The organism is Rhodococcus sp. IEGM1428 (assembly GCF_050321865.1).
In the GTDB taxonomy this organism is placed as follows: domain Bacteria; phylum Actinomycetota; class Actinomycetes; order Mycobacteriales; family Mycobacteriaceae; genus Rhodococcoides.
Genome location: NZ_JBNQFW010000002.1, coordinates 1,014,474 through 1,032,265 on the forward strand (window position 1 = coordinate 1,014,474; position 17,792 = coordinate 1,032,265).

18 protein-coding genes are annotated in these 17,792 nt (G+C 64.1%); 7 read left to right on the forward strand and 11 right to left on the reverse strand.

Annotation, left to right across the window (positions count from 1 at the left end):
• Window positions 1–2: 2 nt before the first annotated feature.
• Entirely contained in the window at window positions 3–917 is a 915-nt protein-coding gene (locus ACQR3T_RS13375) for an oxygenase MpaB family protein (RefSeq protein WP_052070894.1), read from the reverse strand.
• A gap of 2 nt (window positions 918–919) precedes the next feature.
• Window positions 920–2,437: an aldehyde dehydrogenase family protein gene (locus ACQR3T_RS13380; RefSeq protein WP_371829216.1), complete on the reverse strand. Its 1,518-nt coding sequence runs from the start codon at window positions 2,435–2,437 to the stop codon at window positions 920–922.
• Between the two features lie 107 nt (window positions 2,438–2,544).
• Between ACQR3T_RS13380 and ACQR3T_RS13385 the strand changes: the two genes are divergently transcribed.
• Window positions 2,545–3,201 carry a GntR family transcriptional regulator gene (locus tag ACQR3T_RS13385; protein WP_428693731.1) on the forward strand — a complete coding sequence of 219 codons (657 nt, stop codon included), beginning with the start codon at window positions 2,545–2,547 and terminating at the stop codon, window positions 3,199–3,201.
• Between the two features lie 25 nt (window positions 3,202–3,226).
• On the opposite strand, the gene ACQR3T_RS13390 is transcribed toward ACQR3T_RS13385, so the two are convergent.
• The 3 genes from ACQR3T_RS13390 to ACQR3T_RS13400 are packed head-to-tail and all read right to left on the reverse strand — an operon-like array spanning window position 3,227 to window position 6,501.
• Window positions 3,227–5,593, reverse strand: coding sequence for an FdhF/YdeP family oxidoreductase (locus ACQR3T_RS13390; protein ID WP_428693732.1), 2,367 nt, complete (start codon window positions 5,591–5,593; stop codon window positions 3,227–3,229).
• A 48-nt stretch (window positions 5,594–5,641) separates the two neighbouring features.
• Entirely contained in the window at window positions 5,642–5,902 is a 261-nt protein-coding gene (locus tag ACQR3T_RS13395) for an acyl-CoA-binding protein (RefSeq protein ID WP_032379982.1), read from the reverse strand.
• Window positions 5,903–5,928: 26 nt separating this feature from the next.
• Window positions 5,929–6,501, reverse strand: a complete 573-nt coding sequence (locus ACQR3T_RS13400) for a TetR/AcrR family transcriptional regulator (protein WP_032379983.1) — start codon at window positions 6,499–6,501, stop codon at window positions 5,929–5,931.
• Window positions 6,502–6,524: 23 nt separating this feature from the next.
• Between ACQR3T_RS13400 and ACQR3T_RS13405 the strand changes: the two genes are divergently transcribed.
• Together ACQR3T_RS13405 and ACQR3T_RS13410 are read left to right on the forward strand one after the other, a co-directional pair.
• Window positions 6,525–7,457 carry an oxygenase MpaB family protein gene (locus ACQR3T_RS13405; protein WP_428693733.1) on the forward strand — a complete coding sequence of 311 codons (933 nt, stop codon included), beginning with the start codon at window positions 6,525–6,527 and terminating at the stop codon, window positions 7,455–7,457.
• 29 nt (window positions 7,458–7,486) lie between these two features.
• On the forward strand, window positions 7,487–8,269 hold the full coding sequence (locus ACQR3T_RS13410; RefSeq protein WP_428693734.1) for an alpha/beta fold hydrolase: 783 nt from the start codon (window positions 7,487–7,489) through the stop codon (window positions 8,267–8,269).
• Window positions 8,270–8,323: 54 nt separating this feature from the next.
• Here ACQR3T_RS13410 and ACQR3T_RS13415 read toward each other — a convergent pair whose 3' ends face one another.
• A complete protein-coding gene (locus ACQR3T_RS13415) occupies window positions 8,324–9,640 on the reverse strand; it encodes a class I SAM-dependent methyltransferase (protein ID WP_032379986.1) in 1,317 nt (438 codons plus the stop codon).
• Complete coding sequence (locus tag ACQR3T_RS13420; RefSeq protein WP_428693735.1) at window positions 9,637–11,082, reverse strand: FAD-binding oxidoreductase; 1,446 nt, start codon at window positions 11,080–11,082, stop codon at window positions 9,637–9,639. Before ACQR3T_RS13420 ends, ACQR3T_RS13415 begins: the two co-directional genes overlap by 4 nt.
• A 257-nt stretch (window positions 11,083–11,339) precedes the next feature.
• Here ACQR3T_RS13420 and ACQR3T_RS13425 point away from each other — a divergent pair, with 257 nt between their 5' ends.
• On the forward strand, window positions 11,340–11,774 hold the full coding sequence (locus ACQR3T_RS13425; protein ID WP_428693736.1) for an SRPBCC family protein: 435 nt from the start codon (window positions 11,340–11,342) through the stop codon (window positions 11,772–11,774).
• Here the strand turns inward: ACQR3T_RS13425 and ACQR3T_RS13430 are convergent.
• On the reverse strand, window positions 11,771–12,421 hold the full coding sequence (locus ACQR3T_RS13430) for a TetR/AcrR family transcriptional regulator (protein WP_428693737.1): 651 nt from the start codon (window positions 12,419–12,421) through the stop codon (window positions 11,771–11,773). The two genes, ACQR3T_RS13425 and ACQR3T_RS13430, sit on opposite strands and share 4 nt — an antisense overlap.
• 131 nt (window positions 12,422–12,552) lie before the next feature.
• On the opposite strand from ACQR3T_RS13430, the gene ACQR3T_RS13435 reads away from it, so the two are divergent.
• The 3 genes from ACQR3T_RS13435 (at window position 12,553) to ACQR3T_RS13445 (ending at window position 14,658) form a co-directional block, all read left to right on the forward strand.
• Complete coding sequence (locus ACQR3T_RS13435) at window positions 12,553–12,891, forward strand: YbaB/EbfC family nucleoid-associated protein (protein ID WP_317564856.1); 339 nt, start codon at window positions 12,553–12,555, stop codon at window positions 12,889–12,891.
• Window positions 12,892–12,900: 9 nt separating this feature from the next.
• Complete coding sequence (recR, locus tag ACQR3T_RS13440) at window positions 12,901–13,509, forward strand: recombination mediator RecR (protein ID WP_032379989.1); 609 nt, start codon at window positions 12,901–12,903, stop codon at window positions 13,507–13,509.
• Between the two features lie 126 nt (window positions 13,510–13,635).
• The gene (locus ACQR3T_RS13445) at window positions 13,636–14,658 is read left to right on the forward strand and encodes a type IV toxin-antitoxin system AbiEi family antitoxin domain-containing protein (protein WP_428693738.1); all 1,023 of its coding nucleotides are present in this window, start codon (window positions 13,636–13,638) and stop codon (window positions 14,656–14,658) included.
• Between the two features lie 18 nt (window positions 14,659–14,676).
• Here the strand turns inward: ACQR3T_RS13445 and ACQR3T_RS13450 are convergent, their stop codons facing one another.
• From ACQR3T_RS13450 to ACQR3T_RS13460, 3 genes are all read right to left on the reverse strand, one after another.
• The gene (locus tag ACQR3T_RS13450) at window positions 14,677–15,387 is read right to left on the reverse strand and encodes a type 1 glutamine amidotransferase (RefSeq protein WP_032379991.1); all 711 of its coding nucleotides are present in this window, start codon (window positions 15,385–15,387) and stop codon (window positions 14,677–14,679) included.
• On the reverse strand, window positions 15,380–16,642 hold the full coding sequence (locus tag ACQR3T_RS13455; RefSeq protein WP_428693739.1) for a MurT ligase domain-containing protein: 1,263 nt from the start codon (window positions 16,640–16,642) through the stop codon (window positions 15,380–15,382). Before ACQR3T_RS13455 ends, ACQR3T_RS13450 begins: the two co-directional genes overlap by 8 nt.
• 186 nt (window positions 16,643–16,828) lie before the next feature.
• Window positions 16,829–17,725, reverse strand: coding sequence for an EamA family transporter (locus tag ACQR3T_RS13460; RefSeq protein WP_428693740.1), 897 nt, complete (start codon window positions 17,723–17,725; stop codon window positions 16,829–16,831).
• Window positions 17,726–17,792: the final 67 nt, after the last annotated feature.

The window sequence follows — 17,792 nt, forward strand, 5'->3', positions numbered from 1 at the left end:
AGTTACACCGAGATTTCCGGTGTTTGTGCTCCACAACTGCGAATTCGCGGTGAGGCGAGGGTGCCCAGATCGCTCGGTTGGTAGCCGACGGGGTAGCCGGGGTAGGTCTTGTTCGACGCGTCGGCGGTGGCCCGCGAGTGAGTCCGCTTGGGTAGGAACCGCTCCACGCGGGCCCTGGCGCGCAGGGCCCGCACGGCCACCCGCTCGACCGTCGGTGAGCCTGCGGGGAAGCCGAAGGCACCGGCCATCCGGTCGTCCAACAGCGCGAACACTGCCTGCTTCACAGCGGGGGTCAGCGCAGCGGGGTACCACGAGCAGTACAGATCGAGGGTGTACGTGCCGATGCGTCGATTGTCTTCGGTGAACCGGAACGTGCGCTCCTCGTAGTCGAGCTTGAACTCCGCGAGTTCGGTGTACGACTCGGGAATGTTCTTGATGCCCATCCGTTTTCCCACTTCGCAGTAGAAGTGGAACGTGGCGAGTCGTTCCTTGGGGTGCAGACGACGCCATCCGTAGGTGTCGATCCACTCGATCGGCTCGTAGATGAACGTCGTCAACACGTACAGCATGTCGTCGTTCGAGATGTCGTACTGCCCGTGCATGCGATTGACCATCCGAAGCGATTCACGTCCCCGCTCGGAGTCGTATCCGTGTTCGAGCAGTTCGGCCATCAGCAGCGAGGTGTCGTCGTAGCGCTTCTGCGGGCGGTTCTCGAACTCGCCCGTGCGGGCGAGCAACGCCGAGATGGTCGGCACGCAGTAGGTGCGGAACAGTGCGAACTCGAGCGCACGCTGGTAGTCCCACGGAAACTCGTAACCGGCGGTGATGCGGTGGATCGTATGGCAATCCCGCACCGGGTCGAGTTCCTCGATGCGCCGCAGCCAGCCGAATCGCCCCTTTTTCGGCGTGACGTCCATGCTCAACCCCGTCCGTGCCGAAGCTTCAGTGCCAGAACCGAGAGCTTCATGTTTCGTGCCTTGCGCTTCATCGTCAGCAGATTCACCGGAGCTGCAAAGCTCTGGACCGTCATCGACTTGACGGTGCTGAACTCACGAAGGCCGTCGGCCCCGTGGATTCGGCCGAATCCCGAGTCGCCGGTACCGCCGAACGGCAGCGCCGGTACGCCGGCGAATCCGAGGACCGAATTGACCGTCACCACACCGCAATCGAGCTTCTCGGCGGCGCGTCGACCCACTGCTCCGTCCTTGGTGAACACCGATGCGCCGAGTCCGTACTTGGAGGCGTTGGCTCGCTCGATGCCCTCGTCCAGATCGCGCACCTTGTTGACCACTACGGTGGGGCCGAACGTCTCTTCGGTGATTGCAGTGGAATCCTCGGGCACGTCGGTGAGAACAACCGGGTCGACGTACGGCCCGTGCAGTGAATCGAGACCGCCGACAACAGCTTTGCCGCCCTTGGCCAAGGCGTCCTCGATCTGACCGCGCACGATCTCGCTCTGCTTGCTCAGCGTCATCGGGCCGTAGGACGAGGTCTTCGTTCCACCGGGCTTCAGTGCCCTTACAGCGGTGGTGAATTCGCCTACGAACCGGTCGTACACCGGAGCGGCGACGTAGATACGTTCGACACCCGCGCAGGTCTGCCCCGCATTGCCCATCGCCCCGAACGTCGCGAATTCCACTGCGGCAGTGATGTCTGCGTCCGCGTCGACGAGCATCGCGTCCTTGCCGCCGCACTCGGCCACCAGTGGCGTCAGCGATTTCGCACACGTGGCCATCACCTTCTTGGCCGTGGCCGTGGAGCCGGTGAACGCGATCTTGTCCACGCCGGATTCGACCAGGGCGGTACCGGTGGAACCGTCGCCGGTGATCGTCTGGAACACCGGGTGCGGAGCGGCGAGCGACTGCCACTTCTCGGCCAACCAGACCCCTACGCCAGGGGTGAGCTCACTGGGTTTGAACACGACAGTGTTGCCGGCGGCCAGGGCGTAGGCGATCGAGCCCATCGGGGTGTACAGCGGGTAGTTCCACGGCCCGATCACTCCGACGACGCCGAACGGGCGGTATCCCACATACGCCTTCTGATTGACGGCCAGCAGACCTGATCCGACCTTGCGCTGCCGGAGAGTCTTCTCGGCATTGCGCGCGGCCCAGTCGAGATGTTCGACGCCCAACATGACCTCGAGCAGCGAGTCCTCGTCGGGTTTGCCCGTTTCCGCGGCGATGACCGTGGCCAGACTCGCGGCGTCGCGGGCGATGGCGGATTTGAATTCCAGCAGCCACCGCTTTCGTCCGGCGAAACCCTGGGCGTCCCACCACCGCGCGGCCGATCGGGCGCGCACGACGGCTACGGCCACGTCGGCGGAGTCCGCGACCGGATAGGTGGAGAGGGTGGTTCCCGTTCGGGGGTCGAGGCTTTCGAAGGTGGCGTCGTTGGTTCGTTCGATCTGGTCCGTCACGGGTTCAATCCTCCAGCAGATCGCATCACATATATTTGATGTGATTCAATGTTGTCCAGGCCACACTATGCGTCACCTTCGGTTGCTACAACCCCGCTGCGCGGCCGTGCAAGAGCAGGAGCTGGTTCATGAGTCTCGGTCTCACCCGAACTGCGTCGTCGAAGCGTCGGATTGCCCGCCGCCCCCAGTTGTCCGAGGACGTCGCAGGACGCATTCGCCAACAGATCGTCACCGGAGTGCTGCCACCCGGCTCGTTCGTGCGGATCGAAGAAGCGGCAGTCGAGCTCGGTGTCAGTGCCACTCCGGTCCGAGAGGCACTCGTTGCATTACGCGGTGAGGGGCTGGTGGAACAGGTGCCGCACCGCGGCTACCGCGTGAACGAATTGTCGGCGCAGGACGTCGACGACATCTTCTGGTTGCAGGGCACCATCGCGGGCACACTCGCCGGCCGTGCGGCGAGTGTCATCACCAGCGAGCACCTGGAACAGCTGACCGCGCTCAACGACGGGCTGCGCGACGCCGTCGCACGCGCCGACACCGAATCGGTCGAGTACTACGAGTTCGAGTTCCACAAATGCGTCAACAAGGTCGCGGGCGGAATGAAGCTGGCGTGGTTCCTTCTCGGTGCGGTCAAGTACACGCCGCGGTTGTACGCGACCGACAAGCGGTGGGGTGACGACGCAGTGCGCAGCCACGAACAGCTGATCGACGCCTTCGAGCGACACGACACCGAGGCCGCCGCCGACGTGATGCGACGCCAATTCCGGGAGTGGGACATTCGCTAGAACGACCCACTTCCATAGAAACCGGTCAGCTCAAGTGGTGCGGCTGCGGGTGCGACTTGTGACCCTCGTCCGATCCCTCGTTGTCCTGATGGCCGCTCGCGGTTCCCTGCACGCCCGTTCCCGCCGGGACCATCGAGATGATGACCGACTTCGATGTGGGGCAATTACTTTGCAGCGCAGTCGAATCCAATGGAATCAGTGGATTGGTCTCGGGGTAGTACGCAGCAGCCGACCCGCGCGGGGTGTCGTACTCGACGATGCGGAACGACGGCGCGCACCGTTCCACGTCGTCGTCGTCCCACTTGGTGACGAGATCGACCATGTCGCCGTCGCGGAATCCGAGAGTGGAGATGTCTTCTCGGTGCACGAAGATGACGCGTCGGCCGTTCTCGATGCCGCGGTACCGATCGCTGAGGCCGTAGATGGTGGTGTTGAACTGATCGTGACTGCGCAGAGTCTGCAGGATCAGATGGCCCGGCGGAACCTGCAGCACATCGATCGGTGAGACCGCGAATTCACCTCGGCCACTCTTGGTTTCGAATGTCCGACTGTCGCGCGGCGGGTGTGGCAGGACGAAGCCGCCGGGGCGTCGAACATTGACCTCGTAGCCCTCGCAGCCGGCGACGACACGGGAGATGTGCTTGCGAATGTTCCGGTAATCGTCGCGGAAGCCCTTCCAGTCGAGACCGTATCGGGTGCCGAGTGTCGCCTCGGCGATTCCGCTGACGATCGCGACCTCGGAACGTAGGAACTCACTCGCGGGCTTCAGCGGTCCACGCGAGGAGTGCACCGAGCAGGTCGAATCCTCGACCGAAATCCACTGCTCTCCACTGGCTTGCACGTCTTTCTCGGTGCGTCCCAGGGTCGGCAGAATGAGAGCGGTCTCGCCGCAGACGAGGTGCGACCGGTTGATCTTGGTGGAGATCTGCACCGTCATGCGCATCTTGCGCAGCGCCTGGAACGTCACGTCACTGTCCGGTGTGGCCTGGACGAAGTTGCCGCCGAGTCCGAGGAAGAAATGTGCCTTACCGTCGCGCATGGCTCGAATGGAATCGACAGTATCGAGACCGTGTTCGCGAGGAGGTTCGAAGTCGAACTCCGCCGCCATCGCGTCGAGGAAAGCCACCGGTGGGCGCTCCCAGATGCCCATCGTTCGGTCGCCCTGCACGTTCGAGTGGCCGCGCACCGGCAACAGCCCGGCACCTGCCTTCCCGATGTTGCCTTGCGCGAACGCGAGATTGGTGACTTCCTTGATGGTCGCGACGGCATTGCGGTGCTGCGTCAGGCCCATGGCCCAGCAGAAGACGGTGGCTTTGGAGTCGCGCAGCATCTCGGCGGCCTCGGTGATCTGCGCTACCGACAATCCGGTGACCTCGGTGACGAGATCCCAGTCGACCTCGGCAACGTGTGCCTTCCACGCGTCGAAGCCGACGGTGTAGTTGTCGAGGAATTCGTGATCGAGTGCGTCCCACTTCACCAGCAGCGAGCCGATGGCCTGGAACAGAGCGAGATCGCCGTTGAGCTTGATCGGCAGGTGCAGATCCGACAGGTCCGTTCCCGGTCCCACCATGCCGCGCGGGGTCTGCGGATTCTTGAAGTTCAGCAGACCCGCTTCGCGAAGGGGGTTGATGGACAGAATCTTTGCGCCGTTCTGCTTGGCCATCTCGAGGGCCGAGAGCATACGGGGGTGATTGGTGCCGGGATTCTGGCCGGCCAGGATGATCAGTTCGGCAGTGTGGACGTCGTCGAGCGTGACGCTGGCCTTGCCGATGCCGATGGATTCCTGCAGAGCGATGGACGTCGACTCGTGACACATGTTGGAGCAGTCGGGCATGTTGTTGGTGCCGAACGATCGAGCGAACAACTGGTAGGTGAACGCGGACTCGTTGGAGGCGCGCCCCGAGGTGTAGAAGATGGCCTCGTCCGGACTGGCCAGGCTCTTCAGCTCGTCACCGATCAGACGGAAAGCGTCGTCCCATTCGATGGGCTCGTAATGGCTGCCGCCGGGCAGCTTGATCATCGGGTGCGTGATCCGGCCCTGCTGGCCGAGCCAGTGCTCGGTGTGGGAGTTCAGCTCGGCAATGCTGTGCTGCGCGAAGAACTCCGGGGTCGCCCGCGTTGTCGTTGCTTCCTCCGCAACGGCCTTCGCACCGTTCTCGCAGAATTCCGCCGCGTGCCGGTGGCCCGGATCCGGATCCGGCCACGCGCAGCTCATGCAGTCGAAACCCTCGGCCTGGTTGAGCTTGAGCAGCGTCTGCGCGGTGCGCTTCGGGCCCATGTGCCCCAGTGCTCGCTTCATCGACACTGCGACGGCGACGGGGCCTGCCGCGTGGGTCTTCGGCTTCTCGATGTCGAGCTCGGCCTCGTCGACGTCGCTGTCGGTGCGTCTCATGCGGGTCCCTTCGTTGCGTTACCCCCGCACTCGACCATAGCCGTAGGCTCAGCCGGCGAGGAGCTTGGTCACCAGATCCACGTACTGCTGCTTCGCCGAATCCTGGCTCGTACCTTCGAGCTTCGCCCAGGCATCGAACTTCGCGCGGTTCACCATGTCCAGTCGCCCGGGCCGCTTACCCGAGGCATCACCGATCGAACCCTGCTTGTAGAGCGAGTACAGGGATAGTAGGTCGTCGTTGCTCGGCTTGGACGTGAGTTTCTTGACGTCTACCTGCGCATCGGCGAACGACTGATCGAGATCGGACATGAAAACTCCTTCGGTTAGAGGTGGTGTCATCCTCGCACGGAGGCATCGGAAATCAGCCGAATACAGTGCGCCACGAGGGCTTCGCGGGTGACGGTGACGGTGCCGTCGAGGTAGCCGATGAACAGGGCGGTCAGTGCCCCGACGGTTCCGACGGCGATCAACTGTCGGTCGTCGGTGTCGGGAAGTTGTGACTGCACCAACTCGACGAAACCGGGCAGCAGATCGAGACCGCGTCGGCTCAGCGCCGGTTCTGCCAACGGCGCGATGAGCAGCACCCGTCCGGTTCGCGGTTCGTCGATGATGAGTTCGACGAATGCCCGGACCGGCGCGGCGATCGTGTCCTCGGGGGTGGCCGCGGCCGTGACGGCGTCGAGCAACGCGGTCTGCGCTCTCGATCCCACCCACGCGTACACCGCCCGGACGAAGGTGTCCCGGTCGGTGAAGCTCTCGTAGAAGTACCGCTCGGTCAGTCCGGCGGTTCGGCAGACCGCGCGCACATTGACCGCCGGACCGTCCGGAGAGCCGAGAAGCTCGACCCCCGCGGCGAGCAATGCGTCGTACCGCTTGGATCTACGCTCCTCCAACTGTTGACTACGCATGTTGTCAACCCTAGTCTGACAACATGTGTAGTCAGAGTGATCGTCCGGTCCCGCTCGGTCCCGATTCGCTCACCTGGAAGTACTTCGGCGACTGGCGGGGGATGCTGCAGGGCGTCTGGGCAGGGTCGATGCAGAACATGCACCCCGGCCTCGGTGCTGGGGTGGAGCAGCATTCGACGTTCTTCGACGAGCGTTGGCAGCGCCTCTACCGGTCGCTGTATCCCATCGGCGGGGTGGTGTTCGACGGAGATCGCGCCGAGCAGACCGCGCACGAAGTGCGCGGCTACCACACGAACATCAAGGGAATCGACGCCAAAGGACGCAAGTACCACGCCCTCGATCCCGACACGTTCTACTGGGCGCATGCCACCTTCTTCATGGGCACGGTGCTCACCGCCGACCACTTCATGGGCGGGCTGACCGAGGAACAGAAGGTGCAGCTGTTCGACGAGCACGTGCAGTGGTACCGCCTCTACGGCATGAGCATGCGTCCGGTGCCCGCCACCTGGCCCGAGTTCCAGAAATACTGGGAACACATGTGCAGCACCGTGTTGGAGGACAACATGGCCGCGCGCGGGGTGTTGGACCTGTCGAAGCTGGGACCACCGCCGTACGCAGCCTGGCTGCCGGATCGGGTCTGGGCGGTACTGCGGCGTCCGGTGGCTGCGTTGTTCGTGTGGATCACCGTCGGTCTCTACGACGAGCCGGTGCGCGCACTCCTCGGTTACCGCTGGTCTGCGCGGGACGAGCAGCGGTTCGTGCTGTTCGGGAGGGCGGTGAACCTGGCGTTCCGGCTGGTGCCGCCGCGTCGTCGGCTGCATCCGCGTGGCCGGGACGGGTGGGATCGCGCTCTCGGCCGAACTTCGGCGACCGCACCGCTGGTGCACACGCCGGCTCGTAATCTGCCACCTCTCACGCGTCGCTCCAACCCGTCGCACTACAGCCCGAAGGTGTAGATCGTAGGTCTTCGGGTACATCGGGGGGTATGTACAACGTGAGAACCGGAACCGGCAAGCCCCTCGTCCTCGTGCACGGTCTCGGGTCCTCGCACCGCAACTGGGATCCCATCGTTCCTGCCCTGGCCGCACATCGAGAGGTCGTCGCGCTCGATCTGCCCGGATTCGGGCAGACTCCGCCGCTGCCCGAGGTCTCGATCGCGTCGCTCACCGATGCGCTGCGCACGTACCTCGACGACGAGGGACTGTCCGACGCCGATCTCGTCGGCAGCTCGATGGGCGCACGTATGGTCGTCGAGCTGGGCCGCCGTGGTCACCGAGGCTCGATGGTGGCACTCGATCCCGGCGGGTTCTGGAACGACCGTCAAGTGAAGATCTTCGGAGCTACGATCACCGCGTCGCTGGCGCTGATGAAGAACGTTCAGCCGCTGGTGCCGTTCCTGGCCGGTAACCCAGTGACGAGAACGGCTGCGCTGGCGCAGTTCTCGGCTGCGCCGTGGAAGCTGCCGAGTGGATTGGTCGAACGGGAGCTGAAGGGCTTCTCGGCCAAGACTTCGCCGTCACTCGACGCCGCACGCAAGGCCTTGATCCACGGGCCGAAGCAGCTCGGTGCACCGAAGGGGTCGTTGCAGGGGTCGCTGCTCATCGGCTGGGGCCGTCAGGACAAGGTGACGACTCCCAGCCAGGCAAAGGTGGCGCTGGAGCGATTCCCCGACGCCACCCTGCACTGGTTCGACAAATGCGGACACTTCCCGCACTGGGATCAGCCCGTCGAAACCGCTCGCGTGATCTTGCGGGCGACAGGTCGCTGACGCTCCCATGTGAGCAGAACTTCGACCCCTGCTACGAGGTTCCGCTCACCTGCGTCAGCCGTTCCACCAAGGCCGAAGTGGCACGTTCGCCTGTCCCTTCGGTCCGAGCTTGACCGCCAGAACCTGGTGCAGCTGAACCACATTGCGCTCGAATCCCAGACGGGACCCGGCCATGTACAGGCCCCATACGCGGGCTGTTCCCTCGCCGGCCTCGGCGACGCACGCGTCCCAGTTGTCGACGAGGTTCTGGCACCATCCCGCGAGCGTCAGCGCGTAGTGCTCGCGCAGGTTCTCCTCATGGCGGACCTCGAGGCCGACGTCCTGGATCTCGGTGATGATGCGTCCCGAGCCGGTGAGCTCACCGTCGGGGAAGACATAGCGGTCGATGAAGCTGCCCGCCTTGGCATGCGCACGATTGTCCGGTCGGGTGATCGAGTGGTTCAGTAGTCTGCCGCCGTCCCGCAGCTTGGACTGGATGAACGAGAAGTACGACGGGTAGTTGTGCACACCGATGTGCTCGGTCAGTCCGATCGACGAGATGGCATCGAAGTTGGTCTCCGGTACGTCGCGGTAATCGGAGAAGCGCACCTCGGCGAACTCGGACAGGCCCTCCTCGGCGATGGCCTTCTGCGCCCACGACGCCTGCTCCTGGGAGAGCGTCACGCCGATCACGTGGACGCCGCGTCGGGCCGCGTAGCGCACCATCGAGCCCCAGCCACAGCCGATGTCGAGCAGGCGATCGCCCGGCTTCAGGCCGAGCTTGTCGAACACCAGTCGATACTTGTTCTCCTGCGCCGCTTCCAGCGTGCTGTCGGCGGACTCGAACGCAGCGCACGTGTACGTCATCGACGGGCCGAGCACCATCTCGTAGAACGCGTTGGACACGTCGTAGTGGTGATGGATCGCTTCCGCGTCCCGGGTCTTGGAGTGGCGCAAGCCTTCGGCGATACGACGCCACCGCGGAATCGCCTCCTGGGGTGGGGGAGCGATGGGCCGCAACACATCCCAGCCGAGCGAACGCGCGATCGATGTCAGTGTCATGGCCGACGGGCGGCGGAAATGCAGTTGGTCACCCATCAGCGCGAGCAGCTCGTACGGGTCGCCCGGGTGCACTCCGGTGGCTTCCAGATCACCCGAGACGTACGCCCGCGCCATGCCCAGATCGCCGGGAGCGGTTGCCAGATAGGTGGTTCCGCGCGGACTCTTGAGGTTGAGGCCGATCTTCGCGTCCTCGGGTCCGGCGGTGCTGCCGTCGTACGCGGTGAATCGCAGTGGGATGTTGCCGTCGGAGATCAACTCCAGAATCTCGGAGATCTTGAGCTTCTGGTTGCCGTTCGCCGTTCGATTACCGGAGTCCTTGAACGTCGTCATTTGCGTTGCACCGCCTTCGAATACAAATCCAACAATCGGGTTTCGGGATCATATTTCTTTTTCAGCTCGAGGTATCTCTCGCCGCCGTACAGCACAGCGAATTCATCCTCGGTGTAGTAAGCGTCCGAGTACAGCGATTTATGCCCGTCGAAGTCGGTGACCTTCTTCTCGATTGCGCGGTTCGCTGCACCCTCGGGTTCGCCTGCGACGATCGGTACCGAGGACCAGAAGCCGATGTTGACGTACGTGCGTTTGGGCTCGAGTGGGTACAGCGGCCACGGTCGGGCCGGATTGGCACCGGGGGCCGCCGGCTCGCGAAGTCGCAACGGGCACAACCACAACGGCTCGATGGGAATGTTGTCGAGGAACCACGCCACGAAGCCGGCGGTGTGTTCGATCGGAACTTCCACATCCTGCACGACGCGTTCGCGCGGCGGATTTCCCTTGCGCTTCTCGAGTCGATCGGCGATGTCGTACTTTCGATCGAGGCCGATCAGCTTCCAGTAGAAGCTGCTGCGTCGATACTTGCGCGGCCAGAAGCGTCGAATTGTCGGGTTCTGGGTCCCGAATGCGCGAGAGCACCAGAACCAGTCGGTGTCCCATCGCCACAGATAGTCGTGAATGGTCAGCCGATCGGTTTTCGGTGTGTCCGAATCGTGCTGGATCGAGCGGTAGAAGATGTCTGCGCCGGTGTAATCGCTGACCGGCCCGGGTTCGTCGGTCTGGACGCCGAGCGTGAGGTAACTTTCGTCGGCGCTGAAGACCACGCCGTCGAGGTATTGGACCTCGATGCCGTCGTACTCGCGTTGGGTGACGATGGCGTCCATCGTGGACTGAAGGGTCTCGAGATCGTGAAATCGTAGGTGGCGCAACACGACATATGGCAGTACGGGCTCGAGCTGGATCTTCAGCCGGGTCGAGTAGCCGAGCGTGCCGTAGGAATTGGGGAAGCCCCAGTAGAGGTCGGCATGTTCGCCCTCGGGCGTTGCGGTGACGATCTCGCCGCTTCCGGTGAGGACGTCGATCTCGAGTACCGACTCGTGCGGGAGCCCACTGCGAAACGATGTCGACTCGATGCCGAGGCCGGTGACGGCTCCGCCGAGGGTGATCGTCTTGAGCTGCGGGACGACGAGGGGAGCGAGGCCGTAGGGAAGCGTCGCGTCGACGAGGTCCTCGTAGGTGCACATGCCCGCGACGTCGGCGGTGCCCGCGGCGGGATCGACCGTGATGACCTTGCTCAAGCCGGACACGTCGAGTCCCGGGGTGTTCGATGTCGTCCTGGCCCTGAACAGGTTGGACGTCTTCTTCGCCAGACGCACCGTCGCATCGGCGGGGATCGTTCGATAGCTGCGAAGCAACTGCTCGACACCCGATCGGTGCGCTGCGTAACCGCTCTCCCTCGGTTCTGGCCGTCGTCCGAGAAGAGCATTCACTGAAGCCACGTACAGACGCTATATCTCGTACTGCTCGGTATCCACCGGCGTGGGCGTCCGAGCGGTGAAACTTCACGCAACTGTTGCCGAAACAGGGCTGGGAATCGTCATAATTCAGACAAAATGGTTGCAGCATGCATGTGTTTTCCCGATGTGCGATTTCTTTGTGATGCACGACACATGCCGTTCGACGCGATGCCGGACGTGACCGCTCGGCGAGGCAGGATGGATGGACATCCCGCTCGCTATCGAAGGAGAACGTTTCCGTGGCTCAGGTCAGTGCATCCAGTTCCGTCACCATCGCAACAACACCGGATCGGGTGCTTGCCGCTCTCGCCGACTACGAGACGGTGCGCCCCCGCATCCTGCCCCAGCAGTACCGCGACTACGAGGTGGTCCAGGGCGGTCAGGGAGACGGAACAGTGGCGAAGTGGACACTGCAGGCAACCGAGAAGCGAGTGCGCAATGTCGCCGCGACGGTCTCCGTCGCCGGCTCGACCATCACCGAGCGGGACGCCAACTCCTCCATGGTCACCACCTGGTCGGTAGCCCCGGACGGCGTCGGTACCGCGGTCACCACCACGACGGAATGGAAGGGTGCGGGCGGCATCGGCGGATTCTTCGAGAAGACCTTCGCGCCGCTCGGACTGAAGAAGATCCAAGCGGCGACGCTGGAGAACCTGCGTCGCGAGTTGATCTAAGTCTGCTCGAAGTCGGGGGCCTCGATCAGCGTCAGGGTTCCGACCACCACGGTGCGCATCGACCATACAAACATCCCATCGGGTCCGCGGTCGATCGTGTCGTAGGCCCCGGGCAGGGTGTCGAGGTCGGTACGCGCGGCAATCGCGTCGTCGTACTCACGATCGCGTCGGGCATCGTTGTAGACGATCTCCGCCAAGGCCAGAGCGTGCTCGACAACGGTGATGACGGCCCACGTCGCCTGCTTCGGAGTGAGGTCGTAGCGCAGTCGATAGCGCGTCTGCACGACGTCGGCCATCCGAAGAGCGTCGATGGAACTGGGAGTCAGACCGATCAGATACTCCGCGATGCCCGGGTTGGAGTGAACCAGCTCGCGCATCGCGGAGGCGAGTGTCAGCAGAGCGTCGTGCATCGATTCGTCGTCACCGGGAAGCGGCGGCGACCACCGGCGCAGAATTTCTTCCGCCACCAGGGCCTTGAGCGCGCACAGATCCTCGATGTTGTTGTAGATCGCGACGATCGAAACATCCAGGCTCTGGGCCACCGACTTCACCGTCACCCTGGGCAGAGTCAGGGCAATGCCTGCCTCGGCCATGGTCTCGGCGGTGACGCGACGCTTGCGAGGGGAGGGGCTCGCAGGCGGCTTCATGCCCACAGGGTACGGGTGGTCAGAACTGACGGATCCTCAGCGTGCGCCGGATCGTGTCGTGCGGCCGAGGGGCGTTCTGCGCCGTGCGACTACGCTGGTGTTCGCTTCTACCCACGCGAGAGGACGGCACAGTGCAACCCGGTGAGCAGCCCGACATGGCATCGATCCTGCAGCAGGCCCAGCAGATGCAGCAGCAGCTGATGGCGGCGCAGGCCGAGATCGCGGAAACCGAAGTGACCGGCCAGGCGGGCGGCGGACTCGTCGTCGCCACGGTCAAGGGAACCGGTGAGGTGGTCGGACTGACCATCGACCCCAAGGTCGTCGACCCCGAAGACATCGAGACCCTGCAGGACCTGGTGATCGGCGCTATCGCCGATGCGTCGAAGGCAGCGCAGAACGTAGCGAGCGAGAAGCTCGGCCCCCTCGCGGGTGGTCTCGGCGGCGGCTCACTCGGACTACCCGGCTTCTAGGCGAGAAGAGTGTACGAAGGTCCGGTACAGGATCTGATCGACGAACTCGGCAAGTTTCCCGGGGTCGGTCCGAAAAGCGCTCAGCGCATAGCTTTTCACCTCCTCGGCGTCGAGCCACCCGAGGTCGATCGGCTCATGCGCGCGCTGCAGCGTATCCGTGACGGCGTGCAGTTCTGCATCGTCTGCGGCACGGTCTCGGACAAGGAACTGTGCCGAATCTGCGCGGATTCGCGTCGCGACAGATCGATGATCTGCGTCGTCGAAGAACCCAAAGATGTTCAGGCCGTGGAACGTACACGCGAATTCAAGGGACGTTACCACGTACTCGGCGGAGCGCTCGATCCACTCAACGGAGTGGGCCCCGATCAACTTCGCATCCGAGAGTTGTTGACTCGCGTGGGAACTCAGGATGATGGTGTCGACGTCACCGAGGTCATCATCGCGACCGACCCCAACACCGAGGGCGAAGCGACCGCCACCTATCTTGTTCGCATGATGCGAGACTTCCCGGGCCTCGCCATCACCCGCCTCGCGTCCGGCCTGCCGATGGGTGGAGATCTCGAATTCGCCGACGAACTCACGTTGGGGCGTGCGTTGACCGGTAGGCGACGTATGTAGAGCGGCTTCGCCGCACGTGCACGAAACTTCGTAGCAGGGGTCGAGTTTCTGCTCACGGCCCGGAGTTATGCACAGCCTGTGGATAGATTCTGACGCGGTCACCGTAAACCGGCCATCCTGAGGTCCATGAGGACGAGACCAGCGGGTGCCTGGCAGCGACTACTGGACGATCAGCACGGAATCATCACCACGAAACAGATGCACGCGCTCGGCGTCAACAAGGACTCGATCAACCACTGCGTGGAGAACGGGCAGTGGCTGAGAGTGTTTCGGGGAGTCATCTCGGTGACCAACGGGCCTCTGACACGTGAGATGCAGCTGTCGGCAGCGTTGCTCTACGCGGGTCGGGGAGCACTGCTCAGTCACACCACCGCCGCTGAGGAGTGGGGGTGGCAGCGTATGGGTTCTGGGCCGGTACACCTCACCGTTCCCTACGGATGCTCGGCCACCAGCCAGCCACCGACGCTGAGGCACGCCAAGCAGAACGTCACCTCGGAGAGCAATGCGCAAATCCACCCCGGCGTGATCGTGCACCGTTCCCGAGCCATGAGCCACATCGGTGTCGAGACGAATCCGGCGCGAACTAGTACTGCCGATACGGTCCTCGATCTTGTTGTCGCAGAGTCGACGTCGAGGCAAGCGACGATCACGTTGGTCTCGGCGATGTCCTCGGGTGGCGTGAACGTTGCGGCCATGGCGCGCAAGGTCGAAGCTCGGCGACCGATGCGCTACCTGAAACCCATTCTGCACACACTGGCTCTCATGCGCGACGGGGTTCATTCTGCACTCGAGCACCGCTACGTGCTCGACGTCGAGCAGGCGCACGGGCTTCCGGCCGGCCGGCGACAGGCTCCGGTCTTTGTCGATGGCCGTCAGCTCTTCGAGGATATTCGTTACGCAATCTGCGACCTCATTGTCAGGCTGGATGGCCAAGCATTCCACTCTGCCAAGCAACGACGATTTCGCGATCGGCGACGCGACAATGCCGCGGAGCTCAGGAACCTGCCGCGGTTGATGTACGGCTGGCACGAAGTGACCGAGGACCCGTGCGGTGTCTACCGAGAGGTCCGCGAGGTGCTGGTGAGAGAGGGATGGAACGACGCGTCGTACCCGTGTGAGCGGTGCACCCCTGTGAGTGGAAACTCGTAGTGGGCTACGAAGTTTCGTTCACGTGCGGCGAAGCCGCTCCGAGCGCAAGCGAGCCACCTCGGGCAGGTCGAGGGGAGCGAGAGTGGTGCCCAAGGCACGCTCCAGCAAGTAGTCCGCCAGCTCCGGGTTTCGGGCGAGAACCGGCCCGTGCATGTACGTGCCCAGTACCGAACCTTGTACGACGCCTTCGCGTCCGTCGCCGACACCGTTGCCCACCCCGTGGGTGACCTTAGCCAATGGGGACGCGTCCAGGCCGAGAGTTGTTCCACCGCGGTGGTTCTCGAATCCGGTGAGCTTCTGAGTGAGGCCCTCGAGTGCAGGCTCGGTGACGACCTCACCGATCGAACGTGTGGCCTGCGGTGCGGTGGTGACGTCGAACAGCGAGATGCCGTCGACGCGCTCGCCGGCGGAGGTCTCGTACCAGTGGCCGAGTACTTGGATCGCGGCGCAGATCGCCAGCACGGGCGCGCCGCGAGCTGCTGCGTTCTGCAATCCGGGATATCGGGTGAGGTGACGCGTCGCCAGGCGTTGCGCCGAATCCTCTGCTCCACCAAGGGTGTACACGTCGAGTGAATCGGGAACCGGATCGCTCAGGGTGATCTGCACGACCTCGGCGTCGATATCGCGCATGCGCAACCGCTGTCGCAGAATGAGCGCGTTGCCGTTGTCGCCGTACGTGCCCATCACGTCGGGCAGAACGAGGCCGATGCGAACGGTGGACTCAGACATCTTTCACCTCACGTGCCAGCGCGCGACCGAGATCGCGGAACGCGGTGTAGTTGGCGAGAACCTCGACGCGCCCCGGCGGGCAAGATGCTATGGCCTGCAACGGATCTGCGACGGTGGTGTGCTGTGAACCGGCGTAGAGCAAACGCACTCCGAGGTCGGTTGCGCGTTCACCGGCGGCGACCACGGCGACGTTCTCGAACTGCTCGAATCGAACGTCCCACAGCCACGACAGGTCCTCGCCGTCCGGTACCTGACCGTTGACGGCGATGACGAGTCCGTCGCAGGTGGGGTCGATCATCGACAGCGCCTCTTGCCATCCGGCGGGGTTCTTCGCGAGAAGCATTCGGACGGAATGTGATCCGTACTGAATGGTGGAGTAGCGCCCGGCGACCTCATCGACGCTCGACGCGGCCGCGACGGCATCTTCTGCGTTCGCGCCCAGCGTTACTGCAGCGGCTACTGCCTGAGCTGCGTTGCCGCGGTTGGCCTTTCCTGGCAGCGACAACGTCATCGGCAGGACGAGACCGTCGGGCCCGTAGAGATTCTCGTCGTCGAGCCACCAATCCGGCGTCGGACGCTGGAAGTCGCTGCCGGTGCTATACCAGTGCTCGCCCTCCCAGAGGATGGGCTCGCCCGTGCGGGGACAGCTGACCGAGTCGCCTGCCCACCCGCCACCGGCGGCGACCCATACGACGTTCGGTGCGTCGAATGCCGCCGACGTGACCAGTACGTCGTCGCAGTTGGCGATGACGACGGTCTCGGGGTGCCGGGCCAATCCGGCGCGCAGCTTGCGTTCGATCATGTTGATCTCGCCCACGCGGTCGAGCTGATCGCGGCTGAGATTGAGCAATACGATGGCCGCCGGGTCCACAGCGTCGGATACGTGTGGGACGTGCAGTTCGTCGACTTCGAGGGCCGCGAGCTCGGCATCGAAGTGCGCGTGCAGGGCCGCGACGATGCCCGCGTCCATGTTCGCGCCGTCCGCCTGGGTGGCGACGTCGCCGAGAGTGGCCAGTGCTGCGGCGGTCATTCTGGTGGTGGTGGATTTGCCGTTGGTGCCGGTGACGATGACGGTGCGTCGACCCCGACCCAGCCCGCCGAGGATGTTCGGGTCGATCTTGAGTGCGACGAGTCCGCCGATCATCGAGCCCTTACCCCGGCCTGCCTTGCGAGACGCCCAGGTCGCCAGCTCCGCCGCGCGTAGGGCCACGCGGCCCCGTGCGCCGATACGCCTGCGCTCACCCACTTCAACCATCCGCCGAGTCTGGCACAGAAGAGCGTGCAGTTTCACGTCGGCGGTTTCTATCCCTGGGTCGTTCCGCAGGCTCCACTCCCGCCCCCCTTGGTCGTTCCGCAGGCTCCACTCCCGCTAACCCTGGGTCGTTCCGCAGGCTCCACTCCCGCTAACCCTGGGTCGTTCCGCAGGCTCCACTCCCGCTCCTCACACCGGCGCTTTCTCCAGCACTTCGGCGGGCCGGCGGACGACCATACCGCCGAGGCAGCCGCCGATCACGACGACGCCACCGATCAATGCCAGCACGGACGGGTTCTCGCCGAGGAAGATCCAGGCACCGGCGATGCCCACCACGGGGACCAGGAGTGAGAACGGTGCGACCAGTCCGGCAGGGTTGCGACTCATCAGAATGCTCCAGAGGCCGCTGCCGATGATGGTGGCCGGAATCACGATGTAGGCCAACGCGACCAGACCGGGCCAGCCCTGCGGGCCGAACGACTCGGCGAGGGCGTGCCAGCCGATGCTCGGACCCTCGACGATCGCCGCGAGCGCCAGCATCGGCACCGGCGGGATGACGGTCATCCACAGCATCAGCGTCATCGGGGAATCGGACTTGGCGAGTCGGTTTCCCAGGTTGCCGAACGCCCAGCCGAGGCCGGCGAGCAGGGTGAGGATCACCGGCAGCAGAGTGGCGTTCTGGGCGCGGTCCCACCCGATCAGCACCATGCCGACCACGGCGATCGCAATGCCGATGGCCTGCCTGCGGGATACGTTTTCGCGCAGCAGAACCGCGCCGAGAACGACGGTGAAGGGTGCGGACGACTGCAGCACGAGCGACGCCAATCCGGTGGGCATACCAGCCGCCATCGCTGCGAACAGGAAGGCGAACTGAAGAAAGCCGAAGCCGAAGCCGTAGAGCAGCAACCACTTCAGTGGGACGTTCGGGCGTGGGACGAACAACACGACCGGGATTGCGATGACCAGGAACCGCAGCGCGGCGAAGAAGAAGGGTGGAAAGTGATCGAGCCCGACGCGGATGGCGAGGAAGTTCAGCCCCCACAGCACGGCGACGGTCAATCCGAGCAGGCGGTCGCGAGTGGTCATGCCGTCAATCGTGACGGGAGCAAATGATGAGCACAATCGAATATATCCGCATCAACAGTTAAGATTT

Coding starts and splice junctions, on each gene's coding strand:
- ACQR3T_RS13385 (WP_428693731.1), top strand. CDS start 2,545: ATGAGTCTCGGTCTCACCCGAACTGCGTCGTCGAAGCGTCGGATTGCC.
- ACQR3T_RS13395 (WP_032379982.1), bottom strand. CDS start 5,902: ATGTCCGATCTCGATCAGTCGTTCGCCGATGCGCAGGTAGACGTCAAG.
- ACQR3T_RS13450 (WP_032379991.1), bottom strand. CDS start 15,387: ATGTCTGAGTCCACCGTTCGCATCGGCCTCGTTCTGCCCGACGTGATG.
- ACQR3T_RS13405 (WP_428693733.1), top strand. CDS start 6,525: ATGTGTAGTCAGAGTGATCGTCCGGTCCCGCTCGGTCCCGATTCGCTC.
- ACQR3T_RS13390 (WP_428693732.1), bottom strand. CDS start 5,593: ATGAGACGCACCGACAGCGACGTCGACGAGGCCGAGCTCGACATCGAG.
- ACQR3T_RS13400 (WP_032379983.1), bottom strand. CDS start 6,501: ATGCGTAGTCAACAGTTGGAGGAGCGTAGATCCAAGCGGTACGACGCA.
- ACQR3T_RS13460 (WP_428693740.1), bottom strand. CDS start 17,725: ATGACCACTCGCGACCGCCTGCTCGGATTGACCGTCGCCGTGCTGTGG.
- ACQR3T_RS13430 (WP_428693737.1), bottom strand. CDS start 12,421: ATGAAGCCGCCTGCGAGCCCCTCCCCTCGCAAGCGTCGCGTCACCGCC.
- ACQR3T_RS13410 (WP_428693734.1), top strand. CDS start 7,487: ATGTACAACGTGAGAACCGGAACCGGCAAGCCCCTCGTCCTCGTGCAC.
- ACQR3T_RS13415 (WP_032379986.1), bottom strand. CDS start 9,640: ATGACGACGTTCAAGGACTCCGGTAATCGAACGGCGAACGGCAACCAG.
- ACQR3T_RS13455 (WP_428693739.1), bottom strand. CDS start 16,642: ATGGTTGAAGTGGGTGAGCGCAGGCGTATCGGCGCACGGGGCCGCGTG.
- ACQR3T_RS13375 (WP_052070894.1), bottom strand. CDS start 917: ATGGACGTCACGCCGAAAAAGGGGCGATTCGGCTGGCTGCGGCGCATC.
- ACQR3T_RS13445 (WP_428693738.1), top strand. CDS start 13,636: ATGAGGACGAGACCAGCGGGTGCCTGGCAGCGACTACTGGACGATCAG.